21 protein-coding genes and 1 tRNA gene are annotated in these 16,032 nt (G+C 67.1%); 11 read left to right on the top strand and 11 right to left on the bottom strand.

All coding sequences use genetic code 11. From position 1 onward, the window contains the following. Positions 1-176: 176 nt before the first annotated feature. From HALXA_RS10595 to HALXA_RS10600, 3 genes are all read left to right on the top strand, one after another. Positions 177-572 carry a helix-turn-helix transcriptional regulator gene (locus tag HALXA_RS10595; protein WP_013880348.1) on the top strand — a complete coding sequence of 132 codons (396 nt, stop codon included), beginning with the start codon at positions 177-179 and terminating at the stop codon, positions 570-572. A 386-nt stretch (positions 573-958) separates the two neighbouring features. Then, complete coding sequence (locus HALXA_RS21055) at positions 959-1,105, top strand: DUF1328 family protein (protein ID WP_013880349.1); 147 nt, start codon at positions 959-961, stop codon at positions 1,103-1,105. A gap of 80 nt (positions 1,106-1,185) precedes the next feature. Continuing rightward, entirely contained in the window at positions 1,186-1,560 is a 375-nt protein-coding gene (locus HALXA_RS10600; protein WP_013880350.1) for a hypothetical protein, read from the top strand. Between the two features lie 341 nt (positions 1,561-1,901). On the opposite strand, the gene HALXA_RS10605 is transcribed toward HALXA_RS10600, so the two are convergent. After that, a complete protein-coding gene (locus HALXA_RS10605; RefSeq protein WP_013880351.1) occupies positions 1,902-2,201 on the bottom strand; it encodes a twin-arginine translocation signal domain-containing protein in 300 nt (99 codons plus the stop codon). 152 nt (positions 2,202-2,353) lie between these two features. Then, a tRNA-Ala gene (locus HALXA_RS10610) sits at positions 2,354-2,425 on the bottom strand. A 281-nt stretch (positions 2,426-2,706) separates the two neighbouring features. On the opposite strand from HALXA_RS10610, the gene HALXA_RS10615 reads away from it, so the two are divergent. The 4 genes from HALXA_RS10615 to HALXA_RS10630 are packed head-to-tail and all read left to right on the top strand — an operon-like array spanning position 2,707 to position 5,332. Further along, positions 2,707-3,177, top strand: coding sequence for a 30S ribosomal protein S15 (locus HALXA_RS10615; protein WP_049895286.1), 471 nt, complete (start codon positions 2,707-2,709; stop codon positions 3,175-3,177). Positions 3,178-3,193: 16 nt separating this feature from the next. Further along, complete coding sequence (locus HALXA_RS10620; protein WP_013880353.1) at positions 3,194-4,399, top strand: hypothetical protein; 1,206 nt, start codon at positions 3,194-3,196, stop codon at positions 4,397-4,399. Next, a complete protein-coding gene (locus tag HALXA_RS10625) occupies positions 4,396-4,698 on the top strand; it encodes a KEOPS complex subunit Pcc1 (protein WP_013880354.1) in 303 nt (100 codons plus the stop codon). Before HALXA_RS10620 ends, HALXA_RS10625 begins: the two co-directional genes overlap by 4 nt. Beyond that, entirely contained in the window at positions 4,691-5,332 is a 642-nt protein-coding gene (locus tag HALXA_RS10630) for a 30S ribosomal protein S3ae (RefSeq protein WP_013880355.1), read from the top strand. The genes HALXA_RS10625 and HALXA_RS10630 overlap by 8 nt, the downstream gene beginning before the upstream one ends. Before the next feature lie 118 nt (positions 5,333-5,450). Here the strand turns inward: HALXA_RS10630 and arsN2 are convergent, their stop codons facing one another. Both arsN2 and truD read right to left on the bottom strand, forming a co-directional pair. Then, the gene (gene arsN2 / locus HALXA_RS10635; RefSeq protein WP_013880356.1) at positions 5,451-5,912 is read right to left on the bottom strand and encodes an arsenic resistance N-acetyltransferase ArsN2; all 462 of its coding nucleotides are present in this window, start codon (positions 5,910-5,912) and stop codon (positions 5,451-5,453) included. Positions 5,913-5,956: 44 nt separating this feature from the next. After that, on the bottom strand, positions 5,957-7,306 hold the full coding sequence (gene truD / locus HALXA_RS10640) for a tRNA pseudouridine(13) synthase TruD (RefSeq protein WP_013880357.1): 1,350 nt from the start codon (positions 7,304-7,306) through the stop codon (positions 5,957-5,959). Positions 7,307-7,453: 147 nt separating this feature from the next. Here truD and HALXA_RS10645 point away from each other — a divergent pair, with 147 nt between their 5' ends. Beyond that, complete coding sequence (locus HALXA_RS10645; protein WP_049895287.1) at positions 7,454-7,654, top strand: hypothetical protein; 201 nt, start codon at positions 7,454-7,456, stop codon at positions 7,652-7,654. A gap of 14 nt (positions 7,655-7,668) precedes the next feature. Here the strand turns inward: HALXA_RS10645 and pth2 are convergent, their stop codons facing one another. Beyond that, positions 7,669-8,007: a peptidyl-tRNA hydrolase Pth2 gene (gene pth2 / locus HALXA_RS10650; RefSeq protein WP_013880358.1), complete on the bottom strand. Its 339-nt coding sequence runs from the start codon at positions 8,005-8,007 to the stop codon at positions 7,669-7,671. Positions 8,008-8,109: 102 nt separating this feature from the next. Next, entirely contained in the window at positions 8,110-8,925 is an 816-nt protein-coding gene (locus HALXA_RS10655; RefSeq protein ID WP_013880359.1) for a hypothetical protein, read from the bottom strand. Positions 8,926-9,066: 141 nt separating this feature from the next. Here HALXA_RS10655 and dcd point away from each other — a divergent pair, with 141 nt between their 5' ends. Continuing rightward, the gene (dcd, locus tag HALXA_RS10660; RefSeq protein ID WP_013880360.1) at positions 9,067-9,678 is read left to right on the top strand and encodes a dCTP deaminase; all 612 of its coding nucleotides are present in this window, start codon (positions 9,067-9,069) and stop codon (positions 9,676-9,678) included. A gap of 78 nt (positions 9,679-9,756) precedes the next feature. Here dcd and HALXA_RS10665 read toward each other — a convergent pair whose 3' ends face one another. After that, positions 9,757-10,134 (bottom strand): hypothetical protein, encoded by a 378-nt coding sequence (locus HALXA_RS10665; RefSeq protein WP_013880361.1) that lies wholly within the window; start codon positions 10,132-10,134, stop codon positions 9,757-9,759. 174 nt (positions 10,135-10,308) lie between these two features. Between HALXA_RS10665 and HALXA_RS10670 the strand changes: the two genes are divergently transcribed. Further along, complete coding sequence (locus tag HALXA_RS10670) at positions 10,309-11,208, top strand: thiamine-phosphate synthase family protein (RefSeq protein WP_013880362.1); 900 nt, start codon at positions 10,309-10,311, stop codon at positions 11,206-11,208. A 16-nt stretch (positions 11,209-11,224) separates the two neighbouring features. After that, complete coding sequence (locus HALXA_RS10675) at positions 11,225-12,019, top strand: class I SAM-dependent methyltransferase (protein ID WP_013880363.1); 795 nt, start codon at positions 11,225-11,227, stop codon at positions 12,017-12,019. A 21-nt stretch (positions 12,020-12,040) separates the two neighbouring features. Here the strand turns inward: HALXA_RS10675 and HALXA_RS10680 are convergent, their stop codons facing one another. The 4 genes from HALXA_RS10680 to HALXA_RS10695 all read right to left on the bottom strand — a co-directional run bounded on the left by HALXA_RS10680 (position 12,041) and on the right by HALXA_RS10695 (position 15,936). Then, complete coding sequence (locus tag HALXA_RS10680) at positions 12,041-12,448, bottom strand: acyl-CoA thioesterase (RefSeq protein WP_013880364.1); 408 nt, start codon at positions 12,446-12,448, stop codon at positions 12,041-12,043. Between the two features lie 125 nt (positions 12,449-12,573). Continuing rightward, a complete protein-coding gene (locus HALXA_RS10685) occupies positions 12,574-13,377 on the bottom strand; it encodes an alpha/beta fold hydrolase (protein WP_013880365.1) in 804 nt (267 codons plus the stop codon). A gap of 99 nt (positions 13,378-13,476) precedes the next feature. After that, the gene (locus HALXA_RS10690) at positions 13,477-14,316 is read right to left on the bottom strand and encodes a DUF7001 family protein (protein ID WP_013880366.1); all 840 of its coding nucleotides are present in this window, start codon (positions 14,314-14,316) and stop codon (positions 13,477-13,479) included. Positions 14,317-14,391: 75 nt separating this feature from the next. Next, entirely contained in the window at positions 14,392-15,936 is a 1,545-nt protein-coding gene (locus HALXA_RS10695) for a DUF5059 domain-containing protein (protein ID WP_013880367.1), read from the bottom strand. Between the last annotated feature and the right edge of the window lie 96 nt (positions 15,937-16,032).

The following is a 16,032-nucleotide window of genomic DNA, read 5'->3' on the forward strand; positions in this document are numbered from 1 at the left end:
TCGAGGAGATAGCGACCTTGCAGTTTGCAAGGTAATCGACCTTCGCAACGGGGCCTGACACCTCGAGATGTGGACGGGGCGTCACCACCTGCCGGCAGCAGAAATATAACCGAGAAGACAGAAGATCAATGTAACTGCGTGTTCAGGCTCCTGTACGGGCAATCGAGGGTAGACACATGGTACTGAGTACACTCCGGGCTCGCCTCTCGTCGCTCTGGTCGACCGAATCGACCGACGAGACACCGAACGAGTCCACGACGACGGACGAGGCATCGACCGACGAATCAACCGCGGACGAAACGCTGAGTTACGCCGAAGAAATCGAGTACGGCGTCGACGAGCGCGACCTCCAGGACGAGGACAAGATTCTCCGGTTGCTCGTCAAGCGCGGCGGGCGCGTCGATCAATCGACCGTGCGCGAGGAAACCGGCTGGTCCGAGGACCGGCTCGCCGACGTCATCGACCGCATGGAGGACGACAACCAGATCAGCGCGATCACGGTCGGGCGAAAGCGCGTCATCTGTCGGCGGGGCTTCGAACCGAAGGGCTACCGCTCGCATCTCAACGAATAGGCTGCTTTCCGGAACCGGTACCGACCGCGGGCGACGCGTTCGATCGGGCACCCATCGCTCGCGTGCTCGTCTCCCCTTTTTCCGTCCGTTTCTGTCGTTCTCGAACAGTGGTACTCGTCAGCAATTCCCGGTGGCATCTCGCTCGAGTTCGGTCGGTGCGTCGGTTCGCGCTGTCGGGTAGCCGATCAGCTACACGCCCGTCTCGAGCATCGCTACTCGAGCGCTGGCGGCACCTCGCTGACGCGTTGCGACCCGTTTCCGTCGTGCGAACGACAGTCGCCGCCGTCGAGAGGTCACCCGGGCTGAACTCGTCACAGCCGCTGCACGCGACTACGGCGGCATGTTCAGGCCGAATCGGTATCAGTTGTCCGCCCGATTAAACGGATATGTTAGAACTCGCACTCCTGTTCTTCGTGATCGCGATCATCGCCGGCGCACTCGGTGCAGGCGGCGTCGCCGGCTTCTCGATGGCCATCGCGAAGTGGCTCGTGATACTGTTCCTCGTACTGGCCGTCGTTTCGCTGCTGCTCTGAGCGCACGTCCCGATCGGCGTCGTGTCTCGAGCCCCTCGCAAGCACAGCGGCTATCCCCGCCAATCCAGTGTCACTACGACATGACCGACGAGCCACTCGAGACGGACCGGTCGCCGCTTGGCCGGCGCCGGACGCTCCGGCTGTTCGGGCTGGCGACGGCCGGCTCGATGACTGCGCTCGCGGGCTGTTCCGAGGAGGACGAAAACGAGCCCGAAAGCACCGGCGTCGAGGAAACGCCGGAGGAACCTGCCCAGCCGGAAGGCGAAGAGCCGGAAGACGATCCGACGACGGAAAACTCGTCCGGCGAGAACGAGTCCGAGAGCGAGGCGTCGACGGAACGAAACGATACGGAAGACGAAAACGAAAGCAGCATCGTGGAAAACGGCACGGACGCGGCAACGGACAACGAAACGACCGCCCAAGAAAACGAGACGGAGGAGGAGAACGAGAGTTGACGCACTCGCGCCGTCCGACGGCGGTCGCTCTCCGACGTGTGGCGTGCGGACATCGAACACGGGAAAGGGAAGGGGGTATTGCGCGCGGCTCGCGCCCCCAGTGGACGGATCGCTCAGCGGTGACTCCGCTTCGACCTGCCCTCGACAGGGTCGGGAACGAACCGAGGGCAGGTCGTCCGTACCTGTGCCGTCGATCCGCGTAGCCCTTTGCCTGATCTGTTCAGGGGTACTTTGTGGGGGCTCGAGTCAGTTCATTGACAGCGACTATCACTCGCGATATCGACCGAATAACTGTCTGAACGGTTCACTGAGTCGAAACGCGCTCGAGTCACTGTCATTGATTAGATAGCCGAACTATCGGGGTCGAAGCGATAGACTGCGTCCCCCGTGCCGACGAAGAGAGATCCGTCGGTACGGTGGCCGATAATTTCCGTCTTGAAGGACTTCGACCACGTTTTTTCGCCGTGGCTGGCGACCTGCACGAATCGGGGCTCGGTGTGGGCGTGCACCCAGTGGCCGCGCTGCTCGCCCGCTGACTCGAGGGCGCTCGCGTCGACGACTGCCAGCGACTCGAGACAGCCGCTAGCCGCGCCGAGAGTCCCGACTGCGGTCGCGTAGGTGAGAAACGACCGTCGATTCATACGATATATTCGTGGAATGAACAGTTCGGGTAAATAGGTTCCGCCGGTCGACGGCTTAAGTTGGTGGTTGCTCGAGGTGCAGGGTAGATTGAGGCCACGTCACGACGAAGACCGTGCGGTGTAGAACCCTGATTACGACGGAGAAATTCGAGTGGACTCGCCGGGATTTGAACCCGGGGCCTCTCCCATGCCAAGGGAGTGATCTACCTCTGATCTACGAGCCCTCGTTCGCACTCCATAGTATTTCGGACGGATAGATAAACCCCTCGAAATTCTCGAGGCCGTGGAGTCAATCACTGGCACGGCCCGCTGCGCGCGCTGACCTAGAAACGCTTTAGTCCATCCCGGCGAAAGCCCCGGTGGGAAGCGCACGGCCGCAAATCTGACTGCGTCACCGACTGCTATTCGAGGTGACTTGGGATTGCGGAAGTGCACCGGCAGTCGCCCGACCACATCGGCGACTGTCGCGTCATCGTGCGGTCAGTGCGGTTCCTATCCTCGAACAATGGCACGAATGCACACCCGCCGTCGCGGCTCGTCCGGTTCGGACAAGCCGGCGGCAGACGAACCTCCGGAGTGGAGCGACGTCGACGCGGACGACATCGAAGACCGCGTCGTCGAACTGGCAGAGCAGGGCTACGATCCCAGTCAGATCGGGATGAAGCTGCGTGACGAAGGCGTCACCGGCACGCCCATCCCCGACGTCAAGCTGGCGACCGGGAAGAAGATCACCGAAATCCTCGAGGAGAACGACGCCACGTCGGACATTCCTGAGGACCTGTACAACCTGATGGAGCGCGCCGTGCGCCTGCGCGAACACGTCCAGCAGAACCCGCAGGACTACCAGAACAAGCGCGCCCTGCAGAACACGGAATCGAAGGTCCGCCGCCTCGTCGACTACTACCGCGGCGACGAACTCGAGCCGGACTTTACGTACACCTACGACGTCGCGAAGGACCTCCTCGACGAGGAGTAATAGTAATCGATAGTCAATGTCCGCAGACGGTCGTTCCGCAGACGCAGACGCCCGCGCCGGTCTCGAGAGCGCGAGCTTCGTTCGGCTCGTCGCGCGAGCCGATGGCGATGCACTCGCTGCGAGCGGCCTCGTCGCGCAGGCGTTGACCGACCGCGGAACGCCGTTCCAGATCACCGTCGGCCGGACGATCGCAGACCGAACCGCACGCGCGGAGGTAGCGGCCGGCGACGAGCGAGATCTGACGCTCGTCATCGGCGCCGCCGATATCGACGCCGACGCGGACGCGACCGCCACGGTAACTCGACTCGACGCGGACGATCGACCCGCGACGCTCGCGGCCGTCGACCACGTCCGCGAACTCGGCTCGACGCCCGATCTCGTGCTCGCGCTGGCCGGCCTCGCGGCCGCCGGTCTCGAGCCGGGAGCGGGCGAGAGCGAGTGGGTCCTCGAGACGGCCCAGGAGCGCGGTCTGGTCGAACGCCGACCGGGGCTTGCGGTGCCGACGGCCGATCCCGCCGACGGTGTCGCCTACTCGACGCGACTCTGCGGGCCGTGGTCCGGCGACGCCGACGCGCTCGCAGACGCGGTCGATCTCGACCGGCCAGCGCAACTCGAGACCGACGACCACCGCGCGATCGCTTCGCTGGTCGCCCTCGAGGCGGTCAGCGCCGACGCGGCCGAAGACGTCGCCGCGGCGTCGATCCAGCGCGCGATCCGGCCGTACGAAACCCCGGATGGCCCCTTCGAGACGATCGGCGGCTACGCCGACGTCCTCGAGGCGACAGCCCGCACGGAACCGGGAACGAGTGGCGCGCTCGCGATGGGTCACGACGTCCGCGAGCCGGCCCTCTCGGCCTGGCGCGAGTACGGCCGCCGCGCACACCGCGCGCTCGAGGGCGCTTCGACCGGCCGCTACGACGGCCTGTTCGTCGTCGGCATCGGCGACGGCCCCGTCGAAGGAGTCGCACAAATCGCCGCGGCCTACCGATCGCCCGAGCCGACCGTGCTCGCGATCGGCGACGGCGAGGCGGCGCTGGCGACCCGCAGCGACGAGTCGCTCGGCCCGGCGGTCGAAGGCGTCGCTCGAGACCTCGCGTGCGAGACCGCATACGACGTCGGACGGCGGCGCGGCTATCTGCGGTACGACGCCGACCCGAACGGAGACGCGAACGCGGACGTCGACGAGTCGACGATCATCGCGACAGTGAGGGAGCTACTATGAGTCGGAAAGCGACGATCCGGACGGCCCACGAGGACCCCGAACTCGTCGCGCGGGCGCTGCGCCCGGACAACACCGACGAGATGGCGACGACGGTCGACGAGGAGTCCGGCGACGTCGTCACGCGGATCGAACGCGAGACGACCGGCGGACTGCACTCGAACGTCGACGACTACGTGGTCAACCTCGAGGTCGCGACGGCGGTCGTCGACGCGGCGGAACGCACAGCACGCGCAACCGACGGACGCGGGACAGCGTCCGAACCAGAACACAACCACACAGATACCAATACCAATGAGTGAACGCTCAGTTTCACGCGCGAAACAGGAGAAGCGGTGGTACACCGTGCTCGCGCCGGAGCAGTTCGACCGGCAGGAGCTCGGCGAAACCCCCGCTGACGAACCGGAAAAGGTCTACGACCGAACCATCGAAACGACGCTCGGCGAACTCAACAACAACGCCAGCGAGAACAACACCAAGCTGACCTTCAAGATCAACGACGTCGGCAGCGACTCGGCGTACACGGAGTTCAAGGAGCACTCCCTGACCCGTGACTACCTGCGCTCGCTCGTCCGCCGCGGCGCCTCGAAGATCGAGGCCTACGTCACCGTCCTCACGACGGACGACTACCGCGTGCAGGTCCAGCCCGTCGCCTTCACGACCAAGAAGGCCGACGCGAGCCAGGAGAAGGCCATCCGCGAGCAGATGGTCGAGATGGTCGAAGAGGCCGCCGCCGAGCGGACCTTCGAGGAGCTCATCAGCAGCATCGTCGAGGGACGGCTCTCCTCGGGCATCTACGGCGAGGCCAAGACGATCTACCCGCTGCGGCGCGTCGAGATCCAGAAGACGACCCTCGAGGCCCACCCCGAGGAAGTCGCCGAAGAGGAAGCGACCGCGGTCGACGTCGACGAGGAAGACGTCGCCACCGGCGACTAACGTAACGGAACGCAACGACGACTTCGTTTTTTGCGGGCCGCGAATCGAATAGCAGACAGTACCGCCTCTGTGTACTGCGTCCGCACTCTCCTATCTCCGTGACCGCTCCGCTCGAGCGCTACAGCGACCGTCGCAGACAGGTTGCCGTCGATGGACAGAGGTCGGCGAACTCGTTTGTCCGACGAATCGCCGGCGGTGCGTCCGCTCGGTCGATCCGTTCGTAGCCGCGATCCGCGAAGAATTCGGCCGCAGTTGTCGTCAGCACGTACAGCGTCTCGATACCGTCCGCGCGCCCCCTCGTCTCGAGCGCCTCGCAGATCGCCGTCCCGTAACCGTCCGATCGAACGTCGGATTCGACGACGAGCGACCGAAGGAGAGCGTCGCTGCCGCACCGCTCGAGGCCGCCGATTCCGACCCGTTCGTCGCCGTCGGAGGCGATGTAGAACGCCTCCGGCTTCTCGCGGACGTCATCGTTCGGGAGGTCGTTGGCCTCGAGCAGTGATTCGATGGACGCGATGTCGCGTTCGCGGTCCCGCTCCCGCTCGCCGACCGACCGGAGCGTGATCGACGCGCTTCCCATGCGAGACTGCAACGACGACGAGATATTAGTCGCTGGCGGTCATCTCATCCGAGATCGATCGGATCGACCTTCAGGAACTCCCGCGCGACGACCGTCGCGTACGACCCCTTCGGCAGCGCGAACGACAGCGAGAGCGGGTCGGTCTCGAGCGTCAGATCCGTCCGTACCAGCATTGCGCGCCGGGTCCCGCTCGAGTAGAACTCGCCGGGCAGGTCGAAATCGTCGGGCTCGAGGTCCAGATCGTCGAGCACGTCGCGCTCGATCTCGCCTTGCTCGCCGTCGGCGAGGTCGGTCTCGGTGCCGACCAGCGGCGCCGTGACGAACGCGCGGCCGCGTTCGCAGTGGCGGGTCACCGAGCCGACGCGGCGCTCGTCGACCCGCTGGAGCCGGTCGGTGTCGGGGAGGACGAGCCCCTCCGGCGCGTCGGTGTCGGCGAAACAGGCGACGTCACCCTCGACGGGCCGATCGAACGGCAGCCCGCGCTCGAGGCGCTCGGAGAGCATCAGGTTGAACGCGTACGACTGGGCAGCGTGGACGAACAGCCGCTGGAGGTTCGACGGCAGGCGCTCGAGTGCGGCCCGGAACTCCTCGGGGCCGGGCTCGCCGTCGCACTCGGCGAGTTCGTGGAGCATCGAGCGCTCGTAGCGCAGGCGGTTGGGGAATCGCTCGAGGGCCTCTTGCCAGTCGCGGGTTTCCTCGACGAACGTCCTGGCTTCCTGGGTCCCCTCGGGTTCCGCGTCGGTCGGACGGCCGAGGTAGGCCATGACCGCACCCTCCCAGTCGTCGCGGACGATCTCGAGGCCGACCTCGTGGGTGATCGGGCGCCGGCTGCCGAACCGCTGCTGGCCGAAGAAGTTGGGGACGCCGACGGAGACGGCTTGCCCGTTCGAGCCGTCGAAGCCGCCGAACTCCCGCAGTTCGTCCGTGATAGCCGCGGCGTTGTCGGGCCGATCGGGATCGCTCACGACGAGTTCGAACTCGTTGCCCGCGAGGTCGCCGAACTCGAGCGAGCGGCCCGCCCGGCCGAGCACCTCGATATCGGCGCCGTTGACGTCGGGCAAGTCCTCGGGGTCGGCGCCGTAGACCGAGAACAGCTGGGTCGTCACGGCGTACTTGTCCTTCGTGCCGGCCCAGTTGACCCGTTCGCGGGAGACGCCCAGGGCGTCGGAGAGCCGCGTCGCGAAGTCGTTCGTGTCCCAGCCCCGCAGCGTCGCGCGGACGACGAGGTGGGGGTAGGCGTCGGTGTCCGCGTCGACGGGTTCGGTGTCGAACCGCTCGAGTTCGCGGACCCGGAACTGGTCGTCGTCGTCGCGCAGGTGGCCGCCGACGCCGTCGGCGTCGCTGACGTAGTATTCCATGCCGACGGCCTGCTCTGTGGGGTGGGCTGGACGCATCGCTTGGCGGCGATTCGGCCGCCGACGGTAAATCGGTTCGTTCTCGCGACCGGCGAGGAACCGGTGCTCGAGCCCGACGGTGGTGTCGGCGACGCAACCTGCGCTTGCACACCCGTCGCTCAAATTCGTCGCCGCGAACGCTTACGTATGAGCGACGTCCCATCCCGTTCGCTGGACGACGATTCGCCGCCGCGCATCGACGACCCGGAACAGCTGTGCGACGCGATCGTCGAACTGATCGACGCGCTCGAGGACGGCGACCTCCTCGGCGAGGAGCAGGCGGACGAACTCCGGTCGAACGTCTACAGTTCGGTCGAACTGGTCGACCTCCCCGAAGAAGAGGAGTAGCGACGCGCGGCCGCTCAGAACAGCGAGAGATCGCCCGTCACGCGGTCGACTCGATCGTCCGCGGCGGGCCCGACGGCAAGCGCCGTAACGGTGCCCGGCTCGAGTTGCGTGTGACCGGCGTCCCGGACGAGCGCGTTCGGGATGCCGTCGCTGTCGGCGATTTCGGCGAGTTCGTGGAGCTGCCGTTCGCTCTCGCCCTTCAGGACGACCTTCTTCTGCCCGCCGTCCTTCCACTGGCGTCGGAGCTGGCTGTCGGCCTTCTCGTAGGCCGACAGCGACGCGTGGGCGACCTGCGCGGCGAGTTTGCCCTGGCCCATGCCGATGTCGGTGCGAGCGACGATGGCCTGTTTCATAGCCGACCCGACGACGGGAGCGCCTTTATCACTGGCTATCCGTCTCTGCCGCGCCCGTCGCGCCGGTCGCAGCCGTCCACTCCCCGCTCCGCCGCGCGCCGCTCAGTGGACGAGCGCGTCCTCGAGCCGGAGGTCCCGTTCCGTCCGTTCGGCCTCCGGACCCGCCTCGACCAGCGTCGGCTTCTCGGCGGGGGCCGAGAACCGATCGGGATCGGGCTCGACGCGCTCGGTCATCGTCGTGAAGACGGAGCCGCGTCGGCCGCCCGCCATGACGATCCCGCCGTACTTGCGCTCCGCGAACTCGGTCTCGTCCGGGTCGGGAAACTCCTCACGGATCAGGGCCGCGCCGTCACGGACGCTCGAGGCCGCTCGCCGCTGGGAGTACTGGCTCTCCTCGTAGTAGGTCTCGGCGTACTCGTCGGCCAGTTCCTCGGCGGCGTGCTCCGGCGACTCGTAGTGGACCGAGTTCGGCGTCGTGTAGTCGTCGGCGAAGCGCACGTTCACCGTGAAGCTGTCCGGATAGCGCAAGATCAGCGGGACGTACAGTAGCTCCGTCACGGTCGCGGACTGCTGGATGCGCCAGAGCCCCTCGACGAAGTACGCGGCGATCTCGGCGATCCGGTCGTCGCGCTCGTCGCGGTAGTACGCTCTCGCGACGTCCTCGTAGTCCTCGCCGGCGATCTCCCGGAGTTGCCGCTCGATGATCCGGGTCGCGTGCTCGAAGCTCGTCTCGAAAGCGGCCGACAGCGGCACGTCGGGGTCGGCGAGCAGCGACGCTCGCATCTCCTCGGCTTCCGCGAGGATCGTCGCGTTCTCGTGGAAGGCGCGCTCGGCGTCCGCGTCGGGAAGCGGTATCCTGACCGCGCGCTGGTGCAGCACGCGCGCATCGCCGCAGAAGCGTTCTTGCTCCCCGGTCATGCGGCGACGTACGCTCCGAGGGCTAATAATCGATGAGGGCGATTCAGGCTTCGGAAACTGGCCGCAAACGTACAACGATCCGACGCGTTCGCCCGCGTCGGATCGGGTCATTTAGGGCCCCGTGGCTCGCTCCTACTCGATATGATCCTCTCCGACGCGGACATCCTCGAGCGACTCGAGGCCGGCGACCTCGTCGTCGAGCCCCTCGACGAGCCCGAGTTGCAGATTCAACCCGCGAGCATCGACCTCCGACTCGGCCGCGAGTTCCTCGAGTTCCAGCGGACGAACATCCCCTGCATCCACCCCAACTCCGAGCAGGAAGTCGACGAGTACGTCACCGAGACGGTCGTCGACGAGGGCGACGACTTCATCCTCCACCCCGGCGACTTCGTGCTCGGCACGACCCACGAGCGCGTCGAGATCCCGCCGGACCTGATCGCCCACGTGGAGGGCCGTTCCTCGCTGGGCCGGCTCGCCGTCGTCGTCCACGCCACTGCCGGCCTCTGCGACCCCGGCTACCGCGGACAGATCACGCTCGAGCTCTCCAATCTCGGCACGGCACCGGTCGCGCTCACGCCGGGGATGCGGATCTCGCAGCTCACCTTCACCGAACTCAAGACGGAGGCCGAACGACCCTACGGCAGCGAACGCGGCTCGAAGTACCAGGATCAGGACGGCCCGCAGGCTTCGCGAATCCAGAGCGACCACGAGTTCGGCGGCGACCAACTCGAGCGGGAGCGCGAGGACGACTGAGGTCTCGTTTAGGAGAAATCAGCAGCAATCACAGCGATCTTCACTGCGACTTTTCTCGGTCGACTCGAGCTGACCCGGTTACGACGGTGCGGCCGCCGAACGGCCGGTGTAGCGCCAGACGCCGACCGCGATCAGGACGCCGACGAGGAGGCCGACGCCCAGCGAACTCACCGTCCCGATGGGCTCGAGGGCGGCGCCGCCGACGATGCCGCCGACGAAGCCGATCCCGAACCCGATTACGGTGCCACCGATTCGCTGCCGTCCGTCGGGGACGTCGTCGACGAACCCGACCGAGACCCCGATCGTTACGACGGCACCGGCGACGGTCCCGGTGAGCAGGCCGAGAAAGACCGAGAACTCGATCCAGTGTGCGGTGATCGCGGTCACGCCGATGCCGACGCCGAAGAAGGTCGCGATCCCCGCGACGAGCGCGAGCACGCCAGTTTTGAGGGACATTACCGACTGCTTCCGTCCGCAGGGACAAGTATGTGCAGTGTCTCGAGTCGCCGCAGGCGGCGGAACGCGTCCTCGAGCTGCCAGTGCCAAGATGCGTGAAAGTCGCCTCCAATCGCCACTGTCGGACCGCCGGGACAAATGAGTTATCCGACGCGCGCCCGTAGGCCCGCGCAAATGCAATTCGTCGAAGAGATCGTCGTGGACGAGTTCCTGCCGACCGTCCGGTCCCTGCTGGCCGGCGAACTTCGGGAGCAGGGGCTCACCCAGAGCGAAGTCGCGGAGGTGCTCGGGATCAGCCAGAGCGCCGTCTCGAAGTACGCCCACGGCGACGTGACGACCAACGATCGCATCGCCGCGGACGAGCGCGTCCAGACCCTCGTCGAAGACCTCGCCGAAGGGCTCGCCGCCGGCGACGTCACCCCCGTGCAGGCGCTCATCGAGATCGAGGTACTGATCCGCGAACTCGAGTCCGGCGGCGACCTGCTCGCGCAACTCCACGAGGACGCCGTGCCCGAACTCGCCGAGCACGGCACCGGCTTCCGGGTTCACGACCCCGAGAGCGACCTCCGGACCAGCGAACGCGTCCTCTCCTCGCTTCGCCGGGGCCTGCGCATCCTCGAGAACGCGAGCGGATTCTCGACGCTGATCCCGGCGGTGGGCTCGAACCTGGTCGCTTGCACCCCCGACGCGAACGACGTCGACGACGTGGCCGGCGTCCCCGGCCGAATCTTCGACGTGAAGGGCCGGACGACCGTCCCGGCGGAACCCGAGTTCGGCGTCTCCGAGCACGTCGCGACGGTGCTGCTGGCGGCGCGCCGACACGGCGCCGACGCCGCGGCGGCGATCAACATCCGGTACGACGAGGACCTGCTCGCCGCCCTCCGGGAAGCGGACCACGTCGCCGCCGAGTTCGACGAGTCCGACGACATCGCCTCGAGCATCGGCGCGGCGATCGAGGACGAGCCCGAGGCGTCGGTGCTCTACCAGACCGGCGGGATGGGGATCGAGCCGCTGATCTACGTGCTGGGACCGGACGCGGAGTCGGTCGCGGATACGGTCCGGGCGCTGCTCTGATCGAGACGGGATCGGCATGCAGGACCCGACGCGCGGCGCCGCGGATGCGGACGCAAACTCGAACTCGAGCGCGGGCTCGGAAACCGCCCGGGAGTTCTACGGCCGCTGGGTGCGCCTCTACGACCTGATCGCGCGCCGAACGCCCGGCATCCCCACACTCCGGCGGCGAGCGGCCGCCGCCTGCCGCCTCGAGCCCGGCGACACCGTCGTCGAGATGGGCTGCGGGACGGGCGCGAACCTCCCCTACCTGCGCGAGCGAGTCGGGCCCGAAGGGACCGTCGTCGGCCTCGATTTTACCGGTCCCGTGCTCGATCGCGCCCGCAAGTTGACGGTCGAGTACGACAACGTCCACGTGGTTCGGGGCGACGCGACGCGGCCGCCGTTCGCCGGCGATACCGATGCTGACACAGCCGCCGGCGCTGGCGCCGACGCGCTCGAGGACGCCGGAATAGATAGCAGTGACATCGACGCCCTGCTCGCAACCTTCGTCGTCGGCATGCTCGAGAATCCTGCGGGCGCGGTCGACGACTGGTGCGACCTCGTTGGCCCCGGCGGGCACGTCGTGCTCGCGAACGCCGCGCGCAGCGACGCGTGGTACGCGCCGCCGGTCAACGCCGTCTTCCGGGCGATCGTCGTCCTCTCGACGCCGCCGACGATGAAGCTGCGCTACGAGAACGATCCGCACCTACGGCTCGACGAGAAGATCGACGCCGCCCACGCGCGGCTCCGCGAGCGATCGGCGGCCGTCGCCGACGAGACGCACGTCTTCGGGGTCGTGCGACTCACCGGCGGTCGATTGCCGGAGTCCTAGCGATCTCCGCGGCGCGGCCGATCAGTCCTCGAGTTCTGGCCCCTCGTGTTCGACGATTCGTTCCCGAATATCGGACGGGATCGGCCCCGGCCGCTTGGTCTCCGGGTCCACGAAGACGACCGTCGATTCGCCGGTCGCGACCGAGTTGCCGTCGACCCGGAGATCGTAGGCCATCGTCGCGCTCGAGTTCCCGAGTTCGGTGATTTCGACGGCGACGGTCGGATCGTCCTCGATCGTCAGCGGCCGTCCGAAGTCGATCTCGAGGTGGGCGATGACGAAGTTCAGGTTCTCGAGGTCGACGTCGAAGACCTCGTCGACGTAGGCGACGCGGGCCTCCTCGAAGTAACTCGCGTAGACCGCGTTGTTGACGTGGTTCATCGTATCGAGGTCGCGGTACCGCACGTCGACGTCGACGGTGATCGGCTCCATTTGTAACCCATCGAACGTGATTGCGGTAGAAGTGGACTGGGTTTCCGGCAGGGACGGCGCGGCGTTGCGACGGGAGCGGCGGCGCGTTCCCGTTCGAGAAAACCCGAACCAGTGCGGCCGTTCGGTCAGCCGGCGAAATCGGCCAGTTCCTCGTTGATTTTCTCGGTTTCGTCGGTGACGAGACCGTGACCGCTGTTCTCGAAGCGAATCAGTTCGGCGTTCTCGATCCCATCCTCGAGCACCTCGCCGGTGATTTCGATCGGAGTGACCTCGTCGTGGGTGCCGTGATAGATTTTCGTCGGGACGGTGATGTCGTCCATATCCGGTCGGAGATCGGCGTCGCGCCAGGTTTCGGCGGAAGCGATCGTCGCGTGGCCGGCCGCTTCCATTCCGAGGCTCCAGATCCAGTGCAGCAGCTCGTCGCTCTGGTCGGTGTGAAACAGCATCGCGGCGAACTCGGCGTTCATCTTCGCGCGGTCGGTCCGTGCGCCCTCGATCAGCGGGTTCACGTCCGATTCCGCGAGTCCGTCGGGGAAGTCCGGCTTCTCGGTGATGACCGGACTCGCGGGGGCCAGCAACGCGAGCCTGTCGACGTGAGCCTCGTCGTGTCGGCTCATGTACCGCGTTGCGGTCCCGCCGCCCATCGAGAACCCCGCTAACGTCGCGCCGTGGATGTCCAGTTCGTCGAGCACTGCGCGCACATCGTCGGCGAAGCGGTCGTAGCTGTAGTCGCCGTACGGCTTGTCCGACTCGCCGTAGCCGCGGAGATCGATCCCGATGCAGCGGAACCCCTCCTCGAGGAGGTCGGTGAACTGGTACTCGAACATCCGGTGGTTGAGCGGCCAGCCGTGCAAGAAGACGATGGGGTCGCCCTCCCCGAGGTCGCGCACGAATACGTCGACGCCGTCGTCAGCCGTGATATAAGCCATACACCAACTGACACTTCGGCTACTGGCATCAAGGGGTACCTTTCATACTCCGAGCCGGCTTCCTCCTTCGAACAGGTACGAGCCCGCTGTCTAATGCCGTCAGTCCTCGTCTCCGTACAGTCGTGCGTGCTCGGCGCAGAACGCCGGCTCGCGCAGTTGGGCGTCGATTAGTTCCTCGTGGTAGTGGGCGTTGTAGAGTCGACACCCCTCCCGACCGCAGAATCCCTCGCCCGTCTCGAGGACGTGGTACGCCTGCAAGACGTAGCCCTTCAGCGCATCGGTAGTCCGCGGATCGTTCTCGATCAAAAAGTCGCCCTCGACCCGGTTCTCGAGGACCTCCCGCGGCGGCGTATCGCCCGACAGCAGGGCGTGGCGCTGCTTCTCTTTGTAGTACTCCTCGGGCTTTGCAGGCGCCTCGTAGAGCCCGGAAACCGACACCAGCGCCGGCTGGCCGAGGACGGTTACGCGCTTGTGCCAGCGGCCGTCGTGGTCGCCCCACGTGCCGATCGCCCGGTCGAGGACCGCGACGTGGAGCGTCTCGAGGTCGCGCTCCTCGTCCGGCAGCGCCGCATTGAGCGCTCGCTGGACCTGCACGCCGTCGTAGAGCACGCCGCCCTCGCGTTCGGGGTGCTCGAGCGCGCGCTCTTCGTAGCGGATCGTCCCGAGCATCGTATTGCCGGTCTCGCGCTCGTGGGGCGATTTGACGCGCGCCTGGGCGAACCGTTCGGCGAGGTCCTCCGTTCGGTGCACGTCGAGGAAGCGACCGCGAACCGTCACCGTCGCGTCGATGCGCGACTCGAGCCAGTCGGCGATCGCGTCGACGTCGGCGACGGGTTCGGTATCGTCGCCGTCGCCGTTGCCGTCGTCATCGTCCGCCCCTCGTGTGGCCTCGCCGGCGACGGGCGTCGGTGCGCGGTAGCAGATGACTCGCTCGACCATGCACGAACTAGTGGTACCACTCGGTGAAACGCTTGCGGTTGGTCGACGGGCCGAGCGGACCGCACCGACGGCAGCCTACTCCACGACGATCCGACCGGTCTGCCCGCCCGTCTCGTGCGGGATGCAGCAGAACTCGTGGGTGCCCGCGACCTCGAAGGTCCGGACGTACGCCTGCCCCTCGGTGATGGCGCCCCGACCGTTTTCCCAGCCCTCGCGGGCCGCCGACTCGGAGTCGAACCCGCCCGAGGCCCAGTACGTCGCGTCCCCGGGGATGGCGTCCTCGTAGGCGGTAACGGTGTGCGGTTCGCCCTCGACGTGTTCGAACGCGACCGTCGCGCCCGCTTCGACCGTCAGTTCGTCGGGTTCGAACGACGCCGCGTGTATCTCGATCACGCGATCGGCGTCTTCGGGGACGGCGTCGACGACGTTCGGACCGCCCTCGAGTCCCTCCCGATGGCCGTGGCCGTCCTCGTGTCCGTGACCATGGTCGCCACCGTCGCCCGGCGCCTCCTCGAGCGCGCCGGTGACGGCGAACTGCGCCCGCAGCGCGGCCGCGGCGAAGTTGCCGGCCGCCTCGTCGACGCCCTCGCCGGCCGCGAGCGCCTCGATGTAGGCCTCGAGCTCGCCCTCGAACGCTTCGTACGCGTCGTGGTCGGCCTCCTCGAGCGCCTCGTGCGAGCGGGCGCTCTCGAACCGCCCGAAGGTATCGCGCATCACGTCCGCCGCGGTTTCAGAGTCGACGCCCTCGAGGTCGCTGAGGACGGCCGCGTCCCAGCCGCGAGCCTGCACGGTCGCCAGTTGGGCCGCGTGGGCGGCGGCGTCGTCGGCCGCGAGTTCGTACGCCGCGTCGGCGGCGGCCGTGAGCGCGGCGTCCACAGCGGACGCGACCCCCTCGCCGTTCTCGTCGCTCGCTGCCTCGGCCAGCGTCGGCAGTTCGCCCTCGAAGGCCGCGTACAGGTCGCCGTTCGTTCCGCTGAGTTCGTCGTGGACGGTCGCGGACTCCCATCGCTCCGCCGTTTCCTCGGCGAGCGTCTCGGCGGCACCGAAGTGGCCGGCGGTCGCGAGCACGTCGACGTCCGCGACGCGGGCGCCGAACAGCGCCATCTCGAGTGCGAGCGCGTTCGCCCCCTCGAGTCGCTCCCGCTGGGCCGCCTGCAACCGTTCGTCGGCGATGGCGGCTTCCTCCCGGACGCGCTCGAGGTCAGCCTCGTCGAGCCCCTCGAGGCGAAGTTCCTCGACGGCCTCCTCGAACTCTTCGTAGAGCTCGTGGTCGGTTCCCTCGAGTTGCTCGTGGGCGCCCCATTCGGCGGTCGCTGATTCGAACCGGGTGAGCGTGTCGCCGACGACCGTTCCGCCGGCCGCGAACTCCTCGGCGATACCGAGCGCGAGCGCGTCGGCGACTCGAGCGCGGATAGCGTTCCACTCGGCCGCGACGCCGAGTTCCGGACCGACGGCGGTCGTCTCGTCCTGCTCGCTGCTGCTCGCGTCACTGCCGTTCGAGTCGCCGTCGCTCGAATCGGAGTCGTTCGTTCCCGTCCCGTCGGAGCCGCCCGTACAGCCGGCGACGGCCGTTCCTGCGACTGCTGCGCTCAACGCCAGTAGCTTTCGTCTCGTTGTCATACGTTTTAGGCTAGCCTAAAATTGAAATATCTTTCGGGAATTCCAACCGAACGCAAGTTCCGCCGAGGTCCGCATTCAAACCCGACCGAGTTCTGC

It is taken from the genome of Halopiger xanaduensis SH-6 (assembly GCF_000217715.1).
Lineage (GTDB): Archaea > Halobacteriota > Halobacteria > Halobacteriales > Natrialbaceae > Halopiger > Halopiger xanaduensis.